Annotated in this window: 13 protein-coding genes; all 13 read left to right on the top strand. The window is 60.0% G+C overall.

Annotated features, from left to right (window positions below; translation table 11 throughout):
* Nucleotides 1–1061: 1061 nt before the first annotated feature.
* The 13 genes from cbl to AC6I8B_RS12305 all read left to right on the top strand — a co-directional run bounded on the left by cbl (nucleotide 1062) and on the right by AC6I8B_RS12305 (nucleotide 17102).
* Nucleotides 1062–2021 carry an HTH-type transcriptional regulator Cbl gene (cbl, locus tag AC6I8B_RS12365; protein ID WP_010247887.1) on the top strand — a complete coding sequence of 320 codons (960 nt, stop codon included), beginning with the start codon at nucleotides 1062–1064 and terminating at the stop codon, nucleotides 2019–2021.
* A gap of 160 nt (nucleotides 2022–2181) precedes the next feature.
* Nucleotides 2182–3639 (top strand): NAD-dependent succinate-semialdehyde dehydrogenase, encoded by a 1458-nt coding sequence (locus tag AC6I8B_RS12360; protein ID WP_157352513.1) that lies wholly within the window; start codon nucleotides 2182–2184, stop codon nucleotides 3637–3639.
* 443 nt (nucleotides 3640–4082) lie between these two features.
* Entirely contained in the window at nucleotides 4083–5552 is a 1470-nt protein-coding gene (locus AC6I8B_RS12355; RefSeq protein WP_157352510.1) for an aldehyde dehydrogenase family protein, read from the top strand.
* A 28-nt stretch (nucleotides 5553–5580) separates the two neighbouring features.
* Nucleotides 5581–6249 (top strand): haloacid dehalogenase type II, encoded by a 669-nt coding sequence (locus AC6I8B_RS12350; RefSeq protein WP_031591248.1) that lies wholly within the window; start codon nucleotides 5581–5583, stop codon nucleotides 6247–6249.
* Between the two features lie 10 nt (nucleotides 6250–6259).
* A complete protein-coding gene (locus AC6I8B_RS12345; protein ID WP_154210400.1) occupies nucleotides 6260–7537 on the top strand; it encodes an NAD(P)/FAD-dependent oxidoreductase in 1278 nt (425 codons plus the stop codon).
* A gap of 82 nt (nucleotides 7538–7619) precedes the next feature.
* Nucleotides 7620–9227, top strand: a complete 1608-nt coding sequence (locus tag AC6I8B_RS12340; RefSeq protein ID WP_033758289.1) for an ABC transporter substrate-binding protein — start codon at nucleotides 7620–7622, stop codon at nucleotides 9225–9227.
* Between the two features lie 27 nt (nucleotides 9228–9254).
* Nucleotides 9255–10211: an ABC transporter permease gene (locus tag AC6I8B_RS12335; RefSeq protein ID WP_010247875.1), complete on the top strand. Its 957-nt coding sequence runs from the start codon at nucleotides 9255–9257 to the stop codon at nucleotides 10209–10211.
* Nucleotides 10208–11059 (top strand): ABC transporter permease, encoded by an 852-nt coding sequence (locus tag AC6I8B_RS12330; protein ID WP_010247873.1) that lies wholly within the window; start codon nucleotides 10208–10210, stop codon nucleotides 11057–11059. Before AC6I8B_RS12335 ends, AC6I8B_RS12330 begins: the two co-directional genes overlap by 4 nt.
* A complete protein-coding gene (locus AC6I8B_RS12325) occupies nucleotides 11056–12720 on the top strand; it encodes an ABC transporter ATP-binding protein (RefSeq protein ID WP_157352509.1) in 1665 nt (554 codons plus the stop codon). Before AC6I8B_RS12330 ends, AC6I8B_RS12325 begins: the two co-directional genes overlap by 4 nt.
* Nucleotides 12721–12855: 135 nt before the next feature.
* Entirely contained in the window at nucleotides 12856–14187 is a 1332-nt protein-coding gene (locus tag AC6I8B_RS12320; RefSeq protein ID WP_157352507.1) for an NAD(P)/FAD-dependent oxidoreductase, read from the top strand.
* 11 nt (nucleotides 14188–14198) lie between these two features.
* A complete protein-coding gene (locus tag AC6I8B_RS12315) occupies nucleotides 14199–15041 on the top strand; it encodes a GNAT family N-acetyltransferase (protein WP_157352502.1) in 843 nt (280 codons plus the stop codon).
* Complete coding sequence (locus AC6I8B_RS12310; RefSeq protein ID WP_157352498.1) at nucleotides 15041–15967, top strand: 2-hydroxyacid dehydrogenase; 927 nt, start codon at nucleotides 15041–15043, stop codon at nucleotides 15965–15967. Before AC6I8B_RS12315 ends, AC6I8B_RS12310 begins: the two co-directional genes overlap by 1 nt.
* Nucleotide 15968: 1 nt before the next feature.
* Nucleotides 15969–17102 carry a M20 aminoacylase family protein gene (locus tag AC6I8B_RS12305; RefSeq protein WP_111533997.1) on the top strand — a complete coding sequence of 378 codons (1134 nt, stop codon included), beginning with the start codon at nucleotides 15969–15971 and terminating at the stop codon, nucleotides 17100–17102.
* Nucleotides 17103–17207 lie beyond the last annotated feature (105 nt).

Genomic DNA, 17207 nt, shown 5'->3' with positions numbered 1-17207 from the left:
GGTATGCACTGAGGAAGTTTCGCCCGCCAGGCGATGAGGAGTTTCAGGTTGCCCGAGCAGGCGGACGCGTCAAGGGCCGGACGCCAGCCCCTTAACAATCCCGGCGTCCGGCTGCCTGCGCGCCCCGCGTAGCGGGGTGCCTTCGTCACGCCCTGCGGCCGACGGACCGTCCGGACTCGCCATCCCTGGCTCGTGCCGTCCTTTCGCCGACGTCCTGTCGGCTCATCCTTGCCTGCGGTTGTTCCTCAGCGCTCCGGACGCCTCTGGTAAACCCCCGCCTTTTATTTCTTTATGTTTTCTGTGGTGCTGAGTTGTCTGGTGGCCTGAAAGCCAGTCTCAATTCCTGAAGTTCACCGCAACAATCTCAGTGACCTAAAAATGAGATAACAGTGGGTGGGGTCGAAGGCTATTCTATCTGCTGAGCCGAAAGTCAGAGGCAATCCCAAAAACCATAGCGATAAAGCACTCAACATAAAAAGCAGAGCTAACAGAGGGAGGGGTACGAATGCCACTCTGTCTGCCGACCTGATAGCAAAGACAATCCTAAAAACCCACAGCGATAAAGTATCCGACATAAAAAGCAGAGATAACAGCGAGGGGGTGGGGAGGCCGTCAGAACCGCTGAGCGGATGAGGGATTTCAGGACGAGCGACAGGGATGTCGCGAAGAGGCGGGTTCGCGCCATGGATGGCGCGTCCCGCCGGTCCGTGAGAAATCCTGAAGAGGCGAAGGGACCGCGAAGCGGCGGTGAAGCAGGCCGGAGCCCGGGGTCAAGGGGGCGCGGCGACTGGTGCCCCCTTGTCGGTCGCCTGCAGAGGCGAATCTGAAACTGCCCGGCTTACCAGGCGAACGAAAATCTCTCATAGCCGGTTCGCGCAGCAAACAAAACCTTCTCAGCGCCCGTTCGCGCACCGAACAAAACCTCTTCAGCGCCAGCCCGCCCCCCCAAAACCCACCCCGTTATTCCCTAAAGTCATAAATCCGAATTTTTTAGTATTTCCGGTTATCAATAATAGTTCTTACCATCAGATAATCAGATTATGTAAAGGGAGGTAAATACCGTGAATTTCCAGCAGCTTAAAATCATCCGCGAGGCGGCCCGCTGTGAGTTTAACTTAACGGAAGTCGCTAACACGCTGTTTACCTCCCAGTCGGGAGTAAGTCGGCACATTCGTGACCTGGAAGATGAACTCGGGGTTGAGATCTTTATCCGTCGCGGCAAGCGCCTGCTGGGGATGACCGAGCCGGGCAAAGCGCTGCTGACCATCGCTGAGCGTATCCTGGATGAAGCGGGCAAAGTGCGACGTCTGGCCGATGTCTTTACCAATGAAACCAGCGGCATCCTGACCATAGCCACTACCCATACTCAGGCGCGCTACAGCCTGCCGAAAGTGATCAAAGCGTTTCGTCAGCTCTATCCTAACGTCCGGCTTGAACTTAATCAGGGTTCGCCGCAGGAAATTGTCACCATGCTGCTGGCGGGTGAGGCGGACATTGGCATCGCCAGTGAATTACTGGTCAACAACAGCAGCCTGGCGGCGTTCCCCTGGTTCAGCTGGCATCACGCCTTACTGGTGCCGAAAGGGCATGAACTGGTGCAGAACCAGCCGGTTTCACTGAGCACGCTCAGCCGCTATCCGCTGATCACCTACCGGCAGGGTATCACCGGACGTTCGCGGGTTGACCGTGCGTTTCAGACGGCCGGTTTAAAACCAGATATCGTGCTCAGCGCTCAGGACTCCGATGTGGTGAAAACCTACGTCAAACTCGGTTTAGGCGTGGGGATACTGGCCGATCAGGCGTGTGAAACTGAAGAGAGTGAAGAGCTGGTGCGCCTCGATGCCACGCATCTGTTCGATGCCAGCACCGTATGGCTCGGCCTCAAGCGCGGCCAGCTGCAACGCAACTACGTCTGGCAGTTCCTGGAACTCTGCAACGCCAACCTGTCGCTGGAAGAGATCAAGCGTCAGGCGCTCTCCTACAGCAATGACGACGAACCGGTTATCGACTTCCAGATTTAAGCACACGGCGCATCCACCCGGATGCGCGCCTGTTTCCGCACGGCATAAAATTTCAAATCATTGCGAAAATCTCCCCTATCGACCTCTCTCACCCCGCACAACAACATCCTGCGCTGACCCGGCGCGATAAAGTGGAATCAGCTGACCACAAGGGGATGATATGTCGCGACTACAACTTAACGATAGCGATCTGCTGCGCCAGCAGGCGCTGTTTAATGGACGCTGGCAGGATGCGCATCAGGGCGCCACGCTGCCGGTTACCGATCCCGCCACGGGCGAAACCCTGGCGACGATTCCGGCACTGGGTCGGGCAGAAACCGGGCAGGCGATAGCTTATGCGGAAACTGTGCGCATCAGCTGGGGCAAAACTACCAATGCCAGCCGTGCCGCGCTGCTGGAAAAGTGGCATCAACTGATTATTGAACACGCTGACGACCTGGCGATTATCATGACCGCCGAGCAGGGCAAACCGCTGGCGGAAGCCAGAGGCGAAGTGCTCTATGGAGCCAGCTTCGTGAAATGGTTCGCGGAAGAGGCACGCCGCATCTATGGCGACACCATTCCCGCGCCCAGCGAGGACCGGCGCATCCTGGTGCTGAAACAGCCGGTAGGCGTTGCCGCCGCAATCACGCCGTGGAACTTCCCGATTGCGATGATCACCCGCAAGGTGGCGCCCGCGCTGGCCGCCGGATGCCCGATTATTGTTAAACCTTCCGAGTTAACACCGCTGTCGGCGCTGGCACTGGCGGTACTGGCAGAGCGCGCGGGCTTCCCGTCCGGCGTGCTGCAGGTGCTGACCGGCCTGCCCACGGAGATTGGCGCGACGCTGACTGAAAGCCGCACGGTACGTAAAATCTCCTTTACTGGTTCAACCCGCATCGGGCAGTTGCTGATGCAACAGAGCGCCGACAGCATCAAGCGCCTGAGTCTGGAGCTGGGTGGCAACGCGCCCCTGATCGTGTTTGATGATGCCGATATTGAGATTGCCGTCGCGGGGGTCATGCTCAGCAAGTTCCGCAACGCCGGGCAGACCTGCGTCTGCGCTAACCGCATCCTGGTGCAGCGAAGTATCTATCCGCGTTTCACCGCCCGGTTGCTGGAGGCGGTCGCCACCCTGAAAGTGGGCGATGGTTTTGCGCCCGACAGCACTATTGGTCCTTTGATCAACAGCCGCGCGGTGGAGAAAGTGAACGGTCATATCGATGATGCGCTCAGTCAGGGTGCAACGCTGCTGACCGGCGGCATCAGCCAGGGCAACGGGACCTTTGTGCAGCCCACGGTGCTCGGTGAGGTCACCGCCACCATGCGCATCGCCCATGAAGAGACGTTTGGTCCGGTCGCGCCGCTGTTTATCTTCGATGATGAAGAGGAGGCAATCGCGATGGCAAATGACACGCCTTACGGCCTGGGTGCCTATTTCTTTACCGAGAACATCCGGCGCGCATGGCGGGTAGCGGAGGCGCTGGAGTTTGGCATGGTCGGCTTTAATACCGGCGCTATTTCCCTGGAGGTCGCGCCGTTTGGCGGCGTGAAACTCTCCGGTATTGGCCGGGAAGGTTCCCTCTACGGAATTGATGAATATCTGGAACAGAAAACATTTCACATTGGCAGTCTGTAACTAAAAATGAAAAAAGCCAGCCGGATAATCCGGCTGGCTTTTTTTTGCCTGAGGCTCCGTAAAAACTTACCGGCGTCAAATAATTGTTCTGAAAAATTAAAGAATTTATCAGGGATGTGAAGCGGGTCGTTAAATCGGCGGATCATGTGAACCGGAATGAGCCGCCTGACCCGAAATATCCGCTTTGGTGCAATTTCCGTGCAGGTTGCACCAGCAGGGCGCATAAATTTTGTGAAGTAAATCATCTGTTTAATTGTTCGGCAATTCCACAAAAAATCTACCGCCAATACGGCAGAAAATTTTTTTGCGCTGTTTTAAACGCATTTTTATTTTTTGCCCGGCTGGCATACTTTCTGCATTAGCTTATTAACAGCGCAGAAACCGGCAGTTTTAAACGCTAATAAACCAGCAACTGATGGGTGTAACAAATAAGGAATTCTTCCATGTTAAGTTTCGACCCGGAAAAAGTTTCTCTTCCAGCTGGCCATTATATTGGCGGCCAGCACTGCCAGAGCCAGGGCGCATCCTTTGAGGTTAAACGTCCCTCCGATGGCAGGGTCTATGCCACGCTGCAGGACGCCACGCCGCAGGATGTCGATCGTGCCGTGACTGTGGCGCATCAGGCGCTGAAAAGCAGCGGCTGGTCCGGTTGTCCGCCGCGCGAACGCGGACGGGTACTGCGCCGCTGGGCCGATCTGATTGAGCAGGACGCGCTGCTGGCACAGCTGGAAGCGCTGGGCTCGACCCGGCCGATCAATGACGTGGTGCTGCACGAAATTCCTTTTACCGCCGAAGCGATTCGCTTCTATGCCGAATGCGCTGACAAATACAGCGGGGATCTCTTTCCCACCCGCGACAGCAGCCTGGGCATGCTGATTGCCGAACCTTATGGCGTTATCGCCGCGATTACCCCGTGGAATTTCCCGCTGTCGATGGCGTCGTGGAAATGCGGACCGGCGCTGGCGGCGGGCAATGCGGTGGTGCTTAAACCCTCTGAACTGACCCCGTTTTCTACCGTACGCATGGCCGAACTGGCCATTCATGCGGGCTTGCCTGCGGGCGTGCTGAACATTGTCCAGGGCAGTGGCGCGGTGACCGGCAGTGCACTGGTAAAACATCCGCTGGTGCGCAAAGTCTCGTTTACCGGCTCGACCCTGACTGGCGCGCGCATCATGAGCGATGCCGCGGAAAACGGCATGAAGCCAGTGACGCTGGAGCTGGGCGGCAAAAGTCCGCAACTGGTGTTTGATGACGCGGGTGACCTTGAGGTGCTGGCCCAGCGTATTCTGCGCGGCTTCACCGCCAACGGCGGTCAGGCCTGCGTGGCGGGCACCCGACTTATTGTGCAGCGCAACATAGCCGATCCGCTGGTTGAGCGGCTGGCTCAACTTTGCCGGGAGGTTAAACCGGGCGTCACCTGGCAGGAGGGCAGCCGCTACGCGCCGCTGATCGACGAACGACAGGGCAACAAAGTCTGCTCGGTTATTGAAGCGGCAAAAGCGCAGGGCGCAGAAGTACTGGTGGGCGGTGAGCGTTTTGCCGACACCGACGACGGCTGGTTCTGGCAGCCCACGCTGCTGAGTCACGTGGCGCAGGATAACCCGGCAGTCCAGCAGGAGATTTTTGGTCCGGTGCTGACGGTGCAGACGTTTGATGATGAAGAGCAGGGACTGGCGATGGCCGCCCATGACACCTATGGCCTCTGCGCCGGTGTTCACACCCTGAGTCTGCCGCGCGCGCTGCGGGCAATGCGCGCCATCGACGCGGGCACCGTCTGGATCAACCGCTATGGCCGCTCCGGCGACTTCATCATTCCGACCGGTGGCTTTCTCGGCTCCGGCATTGGTAAAGATTTAGGCCGCCAGGCGTTTCAGGCCTGCCAGCGCCAGAAGAGTGTACTCATCGATTTCTAAGCGCAACTGACAATGACGAGGGTGTTACATGGCACTGTTTAAACCGAAATTCATCACGTTTGACTGTTACGGCACGCTGATTCGCTTCGATATGGCGGGTGCCGCACAGCGCTGTTTCAGCGACCGCGTCGACCCTGACGCAATGCTCGCCTTTACCACCGACTTTTCCAGCTACCGGCTGGATGAGGTGCTCGGCGCGTGGAAACCCTATTACGACGTGGTGAGTAATGCCCTGCAGCGCACCTGCAAAAAGTGGGGCGTCCGCTGGGACAAAGCCGACAGCGACTTTATCTACACCGACTGCGCCAGCTGGGGTCCGCATCCCGACGTGCCCGCCGGGCTGGCAAAGGTGGCTAAGGAGTTTCCGCTGGTGCTGCTGACCAACTCAATGAAAGACCTGATCCCGCATCACGAACCGCGTCTGGGTGCACCAATCTATATGGCTATCACGGCAGAAGAGACGGGAGCCTACAAACCACAGATGAAGGGCTTCGAGTACATGCTGGACAAGCTCGGCTGCGGCCCGGAGGAGATCCTGCACGTCTCCTCCAGCTTCCGCTATGACCTGATGACTGCCCACGATCTCGGCATCAAAAACAAAGTCTGGGTCAATCGCGGTCATGAACCGGCGAATCCGTATTACCAGTACACCGAAATCAACGATATCGGCGGCCTGCCTGGCGTCGTCGGACTCTGAGGAACACCCCATGAAACTGGAATCGTTCTGGCAGGCTACCGCTCCGGCCTTTACCGGTGCCGCACGCGAACCGCTGCCGGCACAGGCGGACGTGGTGGTGATTGGCGGTGGCTTCACCGGCATCTCGGCGGCCCTGAACCTGGCGCGCAGCGGCATCAGCGTGGTGCTGCTGGAGAGTGGCGACGTGATGAGCCAGGCCTCGGCGCGCAACGGCGGCCACTGCAACACCGGTGTGGCGCAGAACTTCGCCTCGCTGGTGGCGAGCCAGGGTCTGGAGCAGGCCAGCCGCTTCTACCGGGCATTTGATGAGGCGGTGAGCTATGTCCAGCAACTGATCCAGGATGAAGCGATCGACTGCGATTTCCGGCTGTGCGGCAAACTTAAGCTCGCCAGCAAAGCGTCGCATGTGGCCGGGCTGCAGGAAGCGTATGAACTGATGCGCCGCACCGTTGACCCGGAGATCGAACTGCTCGACAAAACGGCAGTGCGTGACGAGATCGCCAGCGATGATTTCTACGGCGGCCTGCTGCAGAAGCGTGGCGGTCAGATGCACATGGGCAAGTTCGGCGTCGGGCTGGCTGAGGCCGCCGCCCGCAGCGGCGCGAAGATTTTCCCGCACCACGCCGTGACGAAGTTAGAACGCCTGAAGGGTTATCAGCATCGGGTAGAGACCGCGCAGGGCACCATTCTGGCGGACAAAGTGCTGATGGCGACCGGCTGCTCCAACGACGGCCCTTTTCCCTGGTTTCAGCGCCGCATTGTGCCGGTTGGCAGCTTTATCGTGGTGACTGAGGCGCTCGACCCGGCGCTGCTGCGCCAGGTGCTGCCAAACGATCGCACCTATGTTACCTCACTGAATATCGGCAACTACTTCCGTACCACGGCCGATCGCCGTTTGGTGTTTGGCGGGCGGGCCCGGTTTGCCGTCAGCAACCCGACGTCAGATTCACGTAGCGGCGAGATCCTGCGCCGGGCGATGACGCAGATGCTGCCACAGCTTGGCCAGTCGCAGGTGGATTACTGCTGGGGCGGTATGGTCGACATGACCGCCGACCGTCTGCCGCACGCGGGTGAACAGGATGGCCTCTTCTATTCGCTGGGCTACAGCGGTCACGGCACCCAGATGTCGGTGTGGATGGGACGCGTCATGGCCAGTCTGCTGGCTGAAAAGCGCACTGAAAATCCCTGGCAGCGCGACACATGGCCCGCGCTGCCCGGTTATCACGGCAAACCATGGTTTTTACCGCTCGCAGGACTCTATTACAAAGCAAAGGATCGCCTTTCATAACGTCCCGTCGGGTGCTGACCGCCAGGTTATCAGCACCACCAGAACATGATCCCCGGTTCGCCTGACTATTGAGGGTACAGAGATGAGTAAATTTGATAATAACGACGCTGATGCGGTAAATCCGGCACTGACGCGCATGATCACCGAAGGCTCATTGTCACGCCGCAGCCTGATGAAAATGCTCTCAGCCGGTGCGGTGATGAGCAGCGGCCTGATCACTTTTTCAGGGGCGGCACTGGCGGATGACAAGCCGGTCAGGGGCGGTAAACTGCGGGCAGCGATGTCGAATGCCTCGGCCACCGATACACTTGATCCGGCCAAAAGTAACAACAGTGCGGATTACACCCGCCAGTTCATGTTCTACAGCGGCCTGACCGAGCTGGATAAAAACCTGATGGCGCAACCGGCGCTGGCCGAATCGCTGGAATCCAGCGATGGCATTACCTGGCATATCAAACTGCGTAAGGGGGTCACTTTCCATGATGGCAAACCGCTGACCGCCAAAGATGTCATCTACTCGCTCAGCCGTCACAAAGATCCGGCCATCGCCTCTATCGCTTTTAAGCTGGCCGATCAGTTCAAAACCTTCAGCGCGGTCAATGATAACGAGGTGCAGCTGGAGCTGAGCAGCGCTAACTTCGACGTCCCTTATATGCTGGCAACACCGCCGTTTCTGATCGTACCGGATGGCACCAAAGATTTCAGCAAAGGCATCGGCACCGGTCCGTTTGTCTGCAAAACATTTATGCCGGGTACGCGCACCATCGGCACCAAAAACCCCAACTACTACAAACCTGGTCTGCCACATCTGGATGAGGTAGAACTCATCGGCGTCACCGACGGCGCAGCGCGCGTTAATGCCCTGATGTCAGGCGATCTGCAGATGGTCTCCACGCTGACCGCTGCCGACTGCAAACGCATCAAAGCCAGCAGCGAATTTGGCGTGCTGGAGAGTAAATCGGGCATGTACACCAACCTGATTATCCGCACCGATGTGAAGCCGGGTAACAATGAAGATTTCGTGCTGGCGATGAAATATCTGCAGCCACGTGAAATGCTGGTGAAAACGGTGCTGCAGGGTTACGGCGACGTCAGTAATGACACCCCGGTGCCGCCGTGGCATCCGCTCTATAACGCCGATCTCAAACCGCGTGCGCTGGACATTGAAAAAGCGAAGTTCCACATCAAAAAAGCGGGCATGGCCGGCTCCACGGTGGAGATTATCACCACGCCGAATATCGAAGGGGCAAATGAAGGCGGTCAGATGATCCAGCAGATGGCGCGCGGGGCAGGGCTGAACATCAAAGTGCGACGTGTGCCGTATGACGGTTACTGGTCTTCGCACTGGATGAAAGATCCGGTGGGATATGGCTCGATAAACCCGCGTCCGACGCTCGACATGCTCTTCTCACAGTTTTATCTCTCTACCGCACCGAATAACGAATCGGGCTGGAAAAATCCTCAGTTTGATCAACTGGTGGTCGCGGCACGCGGTGAGCGCGATCAGGCGAAACGCAAGCAGATGTATGGCGATATGCAGACGCTGATTTATGACCACTGCGGCACCCTTATCCCGACCTTTATCAGCTCCACGGATGGCTACAACAAAAAGGTCAAAGGGGTGGAGGCCTGGCCGTCGGGCATGATGATGGGCTATCGCTTCCATGAATTTGCGTGGCTGAGCGCCTGATACGTTATTTGAGGAAGGAGTACGCCGATGAACCGATACATGCTGTTCCTGATTGCCCGGCGAATTGGTGCCGGCATCCTGACTTTGCTTATCGTCTCGGCGGTGGTGTTTTTCATCACCAGCCTGCTGCCGGGCGACGCAGCGCAGATGATCCTCGGCCAGAACGCCACGCCGGAAACGGTGGCGGCGTTACGGCAGCAGCTGGGTCTCGATCAGCCTTTGCTGATGCGCTACTTCCACTGGCTGACAGGCATGGTGCAGGGCGACTTTGGCACCTCGTTTGCCAGCCATTTGCCGGTCTCGCAGCTGGTGGCGCAGCGCATTCCCGCCACCTTTGAACTGGCGGGTATCACCACGCTGATCTGCGTGCCGCTGGCGCTGATTATCGGCATTATTGCGGCGATGAATCGCGGTTCCCGACTCGATCGGGCGCTGGTCATCGGCACCATGGCGACGGTTGCCGTGCCGGAGTTTCTGGTGGCGACGGTGGCGGTGCTGATTTTTGCCGTCAAGCTGCACTGGGTCTCGGCGATGTCGTTCGGCAGCCCGGATAGCGACCTGCTGAGTTACCTCAAAGCCTATGCGCTGCCGGTGCTGACACTCTGCTGCGTGCTGGTGGCGCAGATGGCACGTATGACGCGGGCAGCCATTATCAACCAGCTCGACAGCCCTTATCTGGAGATGGCGCTGCTGAAAGGGGTTTCACCGCTGAGAGCGGTGCTGCGTCACGCACTGCCTAACGCGGTCGGCCCCATCGCCAATGCCATTTCACTCAGCCTCTCCTATCTGTTTGGCGGGGTGATCATCATCGAAACCATCTTCAGCTATCCCGGTCTCGCCAGCCAGCTGGTGGATGCGGTCAGTAACCGCGACCTGCCGGTGGTGCAGCTCTGCGTGATGCTGTTCGCCGCCTGCTATCTGGTCCTGCTGCTGGCGGCAGACATTCTGACTATCGCCTTTAACCCGAAATGGAGAAGCGCATGAATATTCTCTCGTTGCCCTGGCGTTTCTTACAGTCGCTCTCCTGGTCGGGACGGCTGGGTCTGATAATGTCGCTGTTCTGGCTGCTGATGGCAGTATTCGGCACCCCGCTGGCCCCGCACAGCATTGATGACATCGGCGGCGGCCCGCTGATGGGCGGCCTGACGTCTGATAACCTGCTGGGCACCGACTACCTTGGGCGCGACATGCTGAGCCGCATTCTCTACGGCGCGAAGTTCTCTATCGGTCTGGCGCTAAGTGCGGCGCTGCTGGCCAGCCTGATCGGCACGCTGCTGGCGCTGCTGGCAGCGGTGGCGGGGCGCTGGCTGGAGGAGGTACTGGGCCGCGTCAACGACGCGCTGCTGGTACTGCCGGGCAAAGTGCTGTCGCTGATGATAGTTGCGGTATTTGGCTCCTCACTGCCGATGCTGATCCTCACGGCGGTCTTCACCTACTGGCCGGGCGCATTTCGTATCGCGTTTGCCATGGCCAGCTCGCTGCGCAGCATGGATTACGTCCGGGCGTCACGGCTGCGGGGCGAAAGCCGCTGGTATATCGCCATTCACGATATCCTGCCCAATATGGTGCACCCGATGCTGACTGACTTTGGTCTGCGCTTTGTCTACATCGTGCTGCTGCTGAGCGGCCTGAGCTTCCTCGGTCTGGGTGTTCAGCCGCCCTACGCCGACTGGGGCACGCTGGTGCGTGAAAATATGCAGGGGCTGTTTGACGGCTCGCCTGCGGTGCTGATGCCCGCGCTGGCGATTGCCAGCCTGACCATTGGCGCCAACCTGTTTATTGACAGCCTGCAGGCGATGCGTCCGATGACGCTGGCGAAGGAGGGAGCATGAACGTGACACCACATACCGCCCTGCCGGTGATTTCGGTGGATAAACTGCGCGTCACTGCGCAGACCGATCGCGGCGAAGAGATCGACCTGGTTTCCGACATTCACTTTACCGTGCAGAAGGGCGAAGTGCTGGCGCTGATTGGCGAATCCGGCTCAGGTAAAACCACTATCGCGATGGCGCTGATGGGTTACGCCCGCAGCGGCTGCCGCATCGCCGACGGCAACATTCACGTTGCCGGCACCGACGTTAACAGCCTGACGCCGGGGCAGTTGCGCGCTTTCCGTGGCAACAAAGTCGCCTATATCGCCCAGAGCGCGGCAGCGTCGTTTAATCCGGGCATGAAGATCCTCGACCAGGTGATTGAGCCGGTGGTTATCCACGGCACCCTGACCCGCAAAGCGGCAAAAGCCAAAGCGATTGAGCTGTTCCGCGAACTGGCGCTGCCCAACCCCGAGACCATTGGCGACCGCTTCCCGCACCAGGTGTCGGGTGGTCAGTTACAGCGTCTGATGACGGCGATGGCGCTGATTGGCGATCCTGACGTGGTAATCCTTGATGAACCTACTACCGCGCTGGATGTGACCACGCAGGTGGAAGTGCTGAAGGCGTTTCGCCGCGTGGTGGTGCAGCGCGGCGTCACCGCCATCTACGTCAGTCACGATTTAGCCGTGGTGGCGCAGATGGCAGACCGGATACTGGTGCTGCTGCGCGGCAAAATGGCGGAGTATGGCAGCACCGCGCATCTGATCGGCGCACCGCAGGCGGAGTACACCCGCTTACTGATGGAGGCGGCGCGGCAGAAAGAGCGGCCCAGCAACTGGTGCCCGGTTGCCGCCGATATTCAGCCGCTGCTTGAGGTGCGCGACCTCAGCGCAGGTTATGGTCCGCGCGGCAGCGATGGCTACCCGAAAATACGCATTCTGGAGGATATCAATCTCAGGCTGTGGAAAGGGCAGGCGATTGGCATCATCGGTGAGTCAGGCTCAGGCAAAACCACTCTGGCGCATGCCATAGCCGGACTCAACGCTCCAAGCCACGGCCATATTCTGTTTAACGGCCACTACATCTCGGGCGATATGCAAAAACGGCCTGACAATGAGCTGCGCCGCATTCAGTATGTGTTCCAGATGGCAGACACCGCGCTGAACCCGGCCCACAGCGTTGAACGCATCCTGTCGCGTCCGTTGACGCTGTTTCACGGTCTGAGCGGTGCGGCCCGACAGCAGCGGCTTTATCAGCTGCTGGATCTGGTGCAGCTCCCGCGCAGCGTGCTGTGGCGGCGTCCCTGGGCGCTCTCCGGCGGGCAGAAGCAGCGCGTCAATCTGGCGCGCGCACTGGCGGCTGAGCCGGATCTGATTCTGTGTGATGAAGTGACCTCGGCACTGGATACGGTGGTTGCCGCCGCCGTCCTCGACTTAATCAGCGAACTGCGCCGCGAACTGGGACTCTCGGTGATCTTCATCAGCCATGACATGCATGCGGTACGCGCGGTGTGTGATGAAATCGTGGTGATGAAGAGCGGTCGCATCGTCACCCAGCTGGCGCGCAGCGACTACGACAAGCCGACCAGCGAGTTGTACTTCGAGCGGCTGAAACGCGCGGTGCCGGAGCTGCGTCAGGGCTGGCTGGATGAGCATGAAGAGATTTTAAAAGCAGAGTGAGTTGCCTGAAGCAACGGGCACCCTGATTAATCCGCCTGCACAGCACTGATGTAATGCGCGGGCGGCACGGGTCAAGGCACAGCGGTGATATCGCCCTGTGCCAGACCAGATACTGACAACAGAGGTAGTCTTGTTATGCCTGCACCGATTCGTTATGTACAGGATAGTGCGAATTTTCCCGATTCCGCCGATGTAGTGGTGATTGGCGCCGGTATCGCCGGAGCCGCCGCCACCTGGGAGCTGGCGAAGCAGGGACTGAAGGTCGTCTTAATCGAAAAAGGCCTGGTAGGGGCGGAGCAGTCGAGCCGTAACTGGGGCTGGTGTCGCCAGCAGAACCGTGATGAACGTGAATTGCCGCTGATTATTTATGCGCTGCAACGCTGGGGTGAGCTTAACGATGAAACCGGCGAAGAGCTGGGTTTCCGCCGCAGCGGGCTGGTTTACGCCACGCAGGAAGAGTCGGACATCGCGGCCTGGGATAAGTGGATCCAGATGGCAAAAGGCTATGGCGTGCGCAGTTCGATCCTCACGGCGGAGCAGGCCAAAGCGATGACGCCCGGCAGCACCACAAGCTGGCGGGGCGGTCTCTCAGCGCCTACCGACGGTCACGCCGAACCACGGCTGGCCGCGCCCGGGCTGGTGGCGGGCGCGCTGAAAAAAGGGGCGCTGCTGTTTCAGCAATGCGCGGTGCGCGGGCTGGATATCGCCGCCGGACGGGTCAGCGGCGTCTGGACCGAGCGCGGCCTGATCAAAACCAGCCGGGTGATCTGTGCCGCCGGGGCCTGGACCTCCATGTTCTGCCGTCGTCACGGTATCGATCTGCCGCTGGGCAACGTGATTGGCACCGCCTTCCGCACGCAGCCCATTGAGCAGGCGATTGCCATGCCACTCTACACACCGGGATTTGCCTGTCGGCCACAGATGGACGGCAGCTACACCGTGTCCGTCTCGGGTCGCGGGCGTCTGGAACCTGGCGCGCAGGGGCTGCGCTATGCCCGCCAGTTCTATCCGACCTTTAAAAGTCGCCGCAAGAATCTCACCCTGAATCTTGGCCTGTCGCCGTTCTTCAATGGCCCGGAAGCGATGGGTGGCTGGGCATTTGACCGCGAGTCGCCGTTTGAGCGCATGCGCATACTCGATCCGGCAGCCGATGCAATGATCGTGGAAGAGGGGCTGGCGGCGATGCGGCGTGAATATCCGGCGCTGGCGAACCTGCGGCTGGCGCAGTCCTGGGGCGGCATGATTGACAGCACCCCGGACGCGATTCCGGTGATCTCCACCGTGGCGAAATTGCCGGGGCTGGTGCTCTCGGCGGGCTACAGCGCCCACGGCTTCGGTATCGGACCGGGTGCCGGACGACTGGCAGCCGATCTGGCGACCGAAGCCACGCCAGTTGTTGATCCCACTCCTTATCGCTACAGCCGTCTGGTTGACGGCAGCGGACTTGAAACACCAGGCATGATGTAAGGAGACCTGCAATGAGCCTGAAAATACGCGCAATGACGCCGGACGATATCGACCACTGTTTCACCTTAACGCAGGCACTGAAATGGCCCCACCGACGTGAAGACTGGGCGCTGGCGCTGCAGCTGGGCGAGGGTACGGTGATTGAAGAGCAGGGCAAGCTGATAGCGAGCGCGGTGCTCTGGCGCTGGGGCGAGCGCGCCGCCACGCTGGGGCTGGTGATCGTCGATAACCAGCAGCAGGGGCGTGGCCTGGGCAAACAGCTGATGCTGGCGCAACTGGAAAAATTACCCGACTGTAACGTGCGTCTGCACGCCACCGAGATGGGCAAAGGTTTGTATGAAAAACTCGGGTTTGTCAGTTGCGGTGAGATTCGCCAGCACCAGACCCGCGCAGTGACCACCCTTCCAGACGTCGTGATCCCGGCGGGACTGCAGCTGCGTCCGGCAACACTGGCCGATCACGCCACACTGGTGACGCTGGATCAGCAGGCGCACGGCATGCATCGTCCGGCACTGTTCGACCACCTGCTGCGCGACTGCCAGACGGTGCTGTTGCAGGATGATCATCAGCAAATTCAGGGCTTCGCCAGCCTGCGTCGCTTTGGTCACGGCTGGGCGATTGGCCCGGTGATCGCGGCAGATTTTTCAGTCGCGCAAGCGCTGGTCGCCACGCTGATGCAGTCGCTGCAGGGGGAATTCCTGCGCATCGACACCGATGCCGCGCTGCCGATGGCCGCCTGGCTACAGAGCCTCGGCATCCCTCAGGTCGATGCGCCTGCGACTATGGTGCGCGGCACGCCCTGGACACCGCAGGGTATGCAGGCGTTTGGACTGATGACGCAGGCGATGGCCTGATGCATATCGTCTATAAATCGGAGCCGGAACGTGGCCGGATCTGGCAGCGCTGGCTGGCAGCGCATGCGCCTGACATTCAGCTGCATATCTGGCCTGAGACCGGCGATCCAGAGCAGGTTGAGGCGCTGGTCGCCTGGCAGCCACCGGCTGACATCACAGTGCTTTTCCCCCGGCTGAAACTGCTGTTCTCCGTGGGTGCCGGGGCCGATCAGTTTGACCTTGGCGCGCTGCCGCCCGACCTGCCGGTGATCAGGATGATCGAGCCAGGCCTGACCCAGGGCATGGTGGAGTATGTCACCTTCGCGGTACTCGGCCTGCATCGCGACATGCCGCGCTATTTTCATCAGCAACGCCAGCAGCAGTGGCTGGCACACGCGGCATTACCTGCCGCGCAGCGTCGGGTAGGCGTCATGGGGCTGGGCGAACTGGGCCAGGCCGCATTGCAACAGCTGGTGGCGCTGGGCTTTGACTGCGCTGGCTGGAGCCGCACACCGCGCCAGATTCCCGGCGTCCGCTGCTGGCACGGTGACGATCAGCTCGGGGCGTTTCTGGCGCACAGCGAGATTCTGGTCTGCCTGCTGCCGCTGACTGACACCACACAGGGTTTGCTTAACCGCACCCTGTTTAATCAGCTACCACAGGGCGCGGCGCTGGTGCAGGCCGGGCGCGGCCCCCAGCTGAATCAGGACAATCTGCTGCAGGCGCTGGAGAGCGGTCAGCTCCGTGCCGCCGTGATCGATGTGACCGACCCGGAGCCGTTACCGGCGGGTCATCCCTTCTGGCACCATCCCGCCATCTGGCTCACACCCCACATCGCCAGCCAGACGCAGAATGAGAGCGCCATTGCGGCACTGCTGGAAAACCTGCGGCGCCATCAGCGTGGCGAGCCGCTGCACGGTGAGATTGATCGTTCGCGAGGATATTAAGATGGAACATCTGGTGGCACTGCGCCGCGACCTGCATGCGCACCCGGAACTGGGCTTTCAGGAGCAGCGCACCAGCGACATCGTGGCGAACTTTCTGCAACAGCTGGGCATTGAGGTGCATCGCGGCATCGGTAAAACCGGCGTGGTCGGGATACTGAAAAAGGGCAGCAGTGAACGCATGATCGGCCTGCGGGCTGATATGGATGCGCTGCCAATGCAGGATCAGAGCGGTACCGAGTGGCAAAGCCGCGCGGAGCAGGTGAGCCACGCCTGCGGCCACGACGGTCACACCGTGATGCTGCTGGGAGCCGCAGAAAAACTGGCGCGCGACGTCAGCTTTGATGGCAGCGTCTGCTTTATCTTCCAGCCCGCCGAAGAGGGGCTGGCGGGCGCAAAGGCGATGATTGACGATGGCCTCTTCAGCCGTTTTCCCTGTGAGGCGGTCTACGCCATCCACAACTGGCCGGAACTGCCGCTCGGCCAGGTACAGACCCGCCCTGGCGCGATCATGGCAGCGGCTGACCGTTTTGATATCCGGGTACTGGGCGGAGGCGGTCATGCCGCGCAGCCGCATCTGACGCGCGATACTCTGCTGGCGACCAGCGAGCTGGTGGTGCAGCTGAATACTCTGGTCTCACGCGCCCTGGATCCGTGCGAAACGGCGCTGCTCACCGTCACCCGGATGCAGGGCGGCTTTTCGCACAACATGATCCCGGCGGAGGCGAACATCACCGGCACGGTGCGCACTTTCAGCCCTGCAGCGCAGGCGACGATTGAAGCACGACTGCGTCAGATGGCGGAGCACATCACCGCCGCCCACGGTTTGCACGCAGAGGTCAGCTATCTGCGCTACTACCCGGCGACCCTGAACAGTAATGCTGAAGCGCAGTTTTGCCTGCAGGCGCTGACGCAGGCGGGCATTAAGGCTGAGGCCGCGCCCCAGCCCGCACTTACCTCAGAAGATTTTGCTTTTATGCTGCAGGCGCGGCCCGGTGCCTATCTGTGGCTGGGATCGGCACCCTGCAAGCCGCTGCATCATGCTGCATACGACTTCAACGATGCGCTGATCCCGCATGGCGTTAACGTTTTTGTCACGCTGATTCGTCAGGCGCTGGCAGAGAAATTTCCCTGCTGAATGCCGCAGGATTTTGACAGGAAATGCCGCTGTCTGGGGAATTACGGCAGCGTGACAAACCAGCGGGTTGCGATACTTGAGCCAACCGAACGTTACGTGGATGAG

It is taken from the genome of Pantoea sp. X-Soil-ISGK-285 (assembly GCF_059730815.1).
The sequence above is the reverse complement of the archived record's forward strand: the minus strand, read 5'-3'. Positions and strand labels throughout refer to the sequence as shown.

Coding starts and splice junctions, on each gene's coding strand:
- AC6I8B_RS12345 (WP_154210400.1), top strand. CDS start 6,260: ATGAAACTGGAATCGTTCTGGCAGGCTACCGCTCCGGCCTTTACCGGT.
- AC6I8B_RS12310 (WP_157352498.1), top strand. CDS start 15,041: ATGCATATCGTCTATAAATCGGAGCCGGAACGTGGCCGGATCTGGCAG.
- AC6I8B_RS12355 (WP_157352510.1), top strand. CDS start 4,083: ATGTTAAGTTTCGACCCGGAAAAAGTTTCTCTTCCAGCTGGCCATTAT.
- AC6I8B_RS12325 (WP_157352509.1), top strand. CDS start 11,056: ATGAACGTGACACCACATACCGCCCTGCCGGTGATTTCGGTGGATAAA.
- AC6I8B_RS12360 (WP_157352513.1), top strand. CDS start 2,182: ATGTCGCGACTACAACTTAACGATAGCGATCTGCTGCGCCAGCAGGCG.
- AC6I8B_RS12350 (WP_031591248.1), top strand. CDS start 5,581: ATGGCACTGTTTAAACCGAAATTCATCACGTTTGACTGTTACGGCACG.
- AC6I8B_RS12340 (WP_033758289.1), top strand. CDS start 7,620: ATGAGTAAATTTGATAATAACGACGCTGATGCGGTAAATCCGGCACTG.
- AC6I8B_RS12330 (WP_010247873.1), top strand. CDS start 10,208: ATGAATATTCTCTCGTTGCCCTGGCGTTTCTTACAGTCGCTCTCCTGG.
- AC6I8B_RS12320 (WP_157352507.1), top strand. CDS start 12,856: ATGCCTGCACCGATTCGTTATGTACAGGATAGTGCGAATTTTCCCGAT.
- AC6I8B_RS12315 (WP_157352502.1), top strand. CDS start 14,199: ATGAGCCTGAAAATACGCGCAATGACGCCGGACGATATCGACCACTGT.
- AC6I8B_RS12335 (WP_010247875.1), top strand. CDS start 9,255: ATGAACCGATACATGCTGTTCCTGATTGCCCGGCGAATTGGTGCCGGC.
- AC6I8B_RS12305 (WP_111533997.1), top strand. CDS start 15,969: ATGGAACATCTGGTGGCACTGCGCCGCGACCTGCATGCGCACCCGGAA.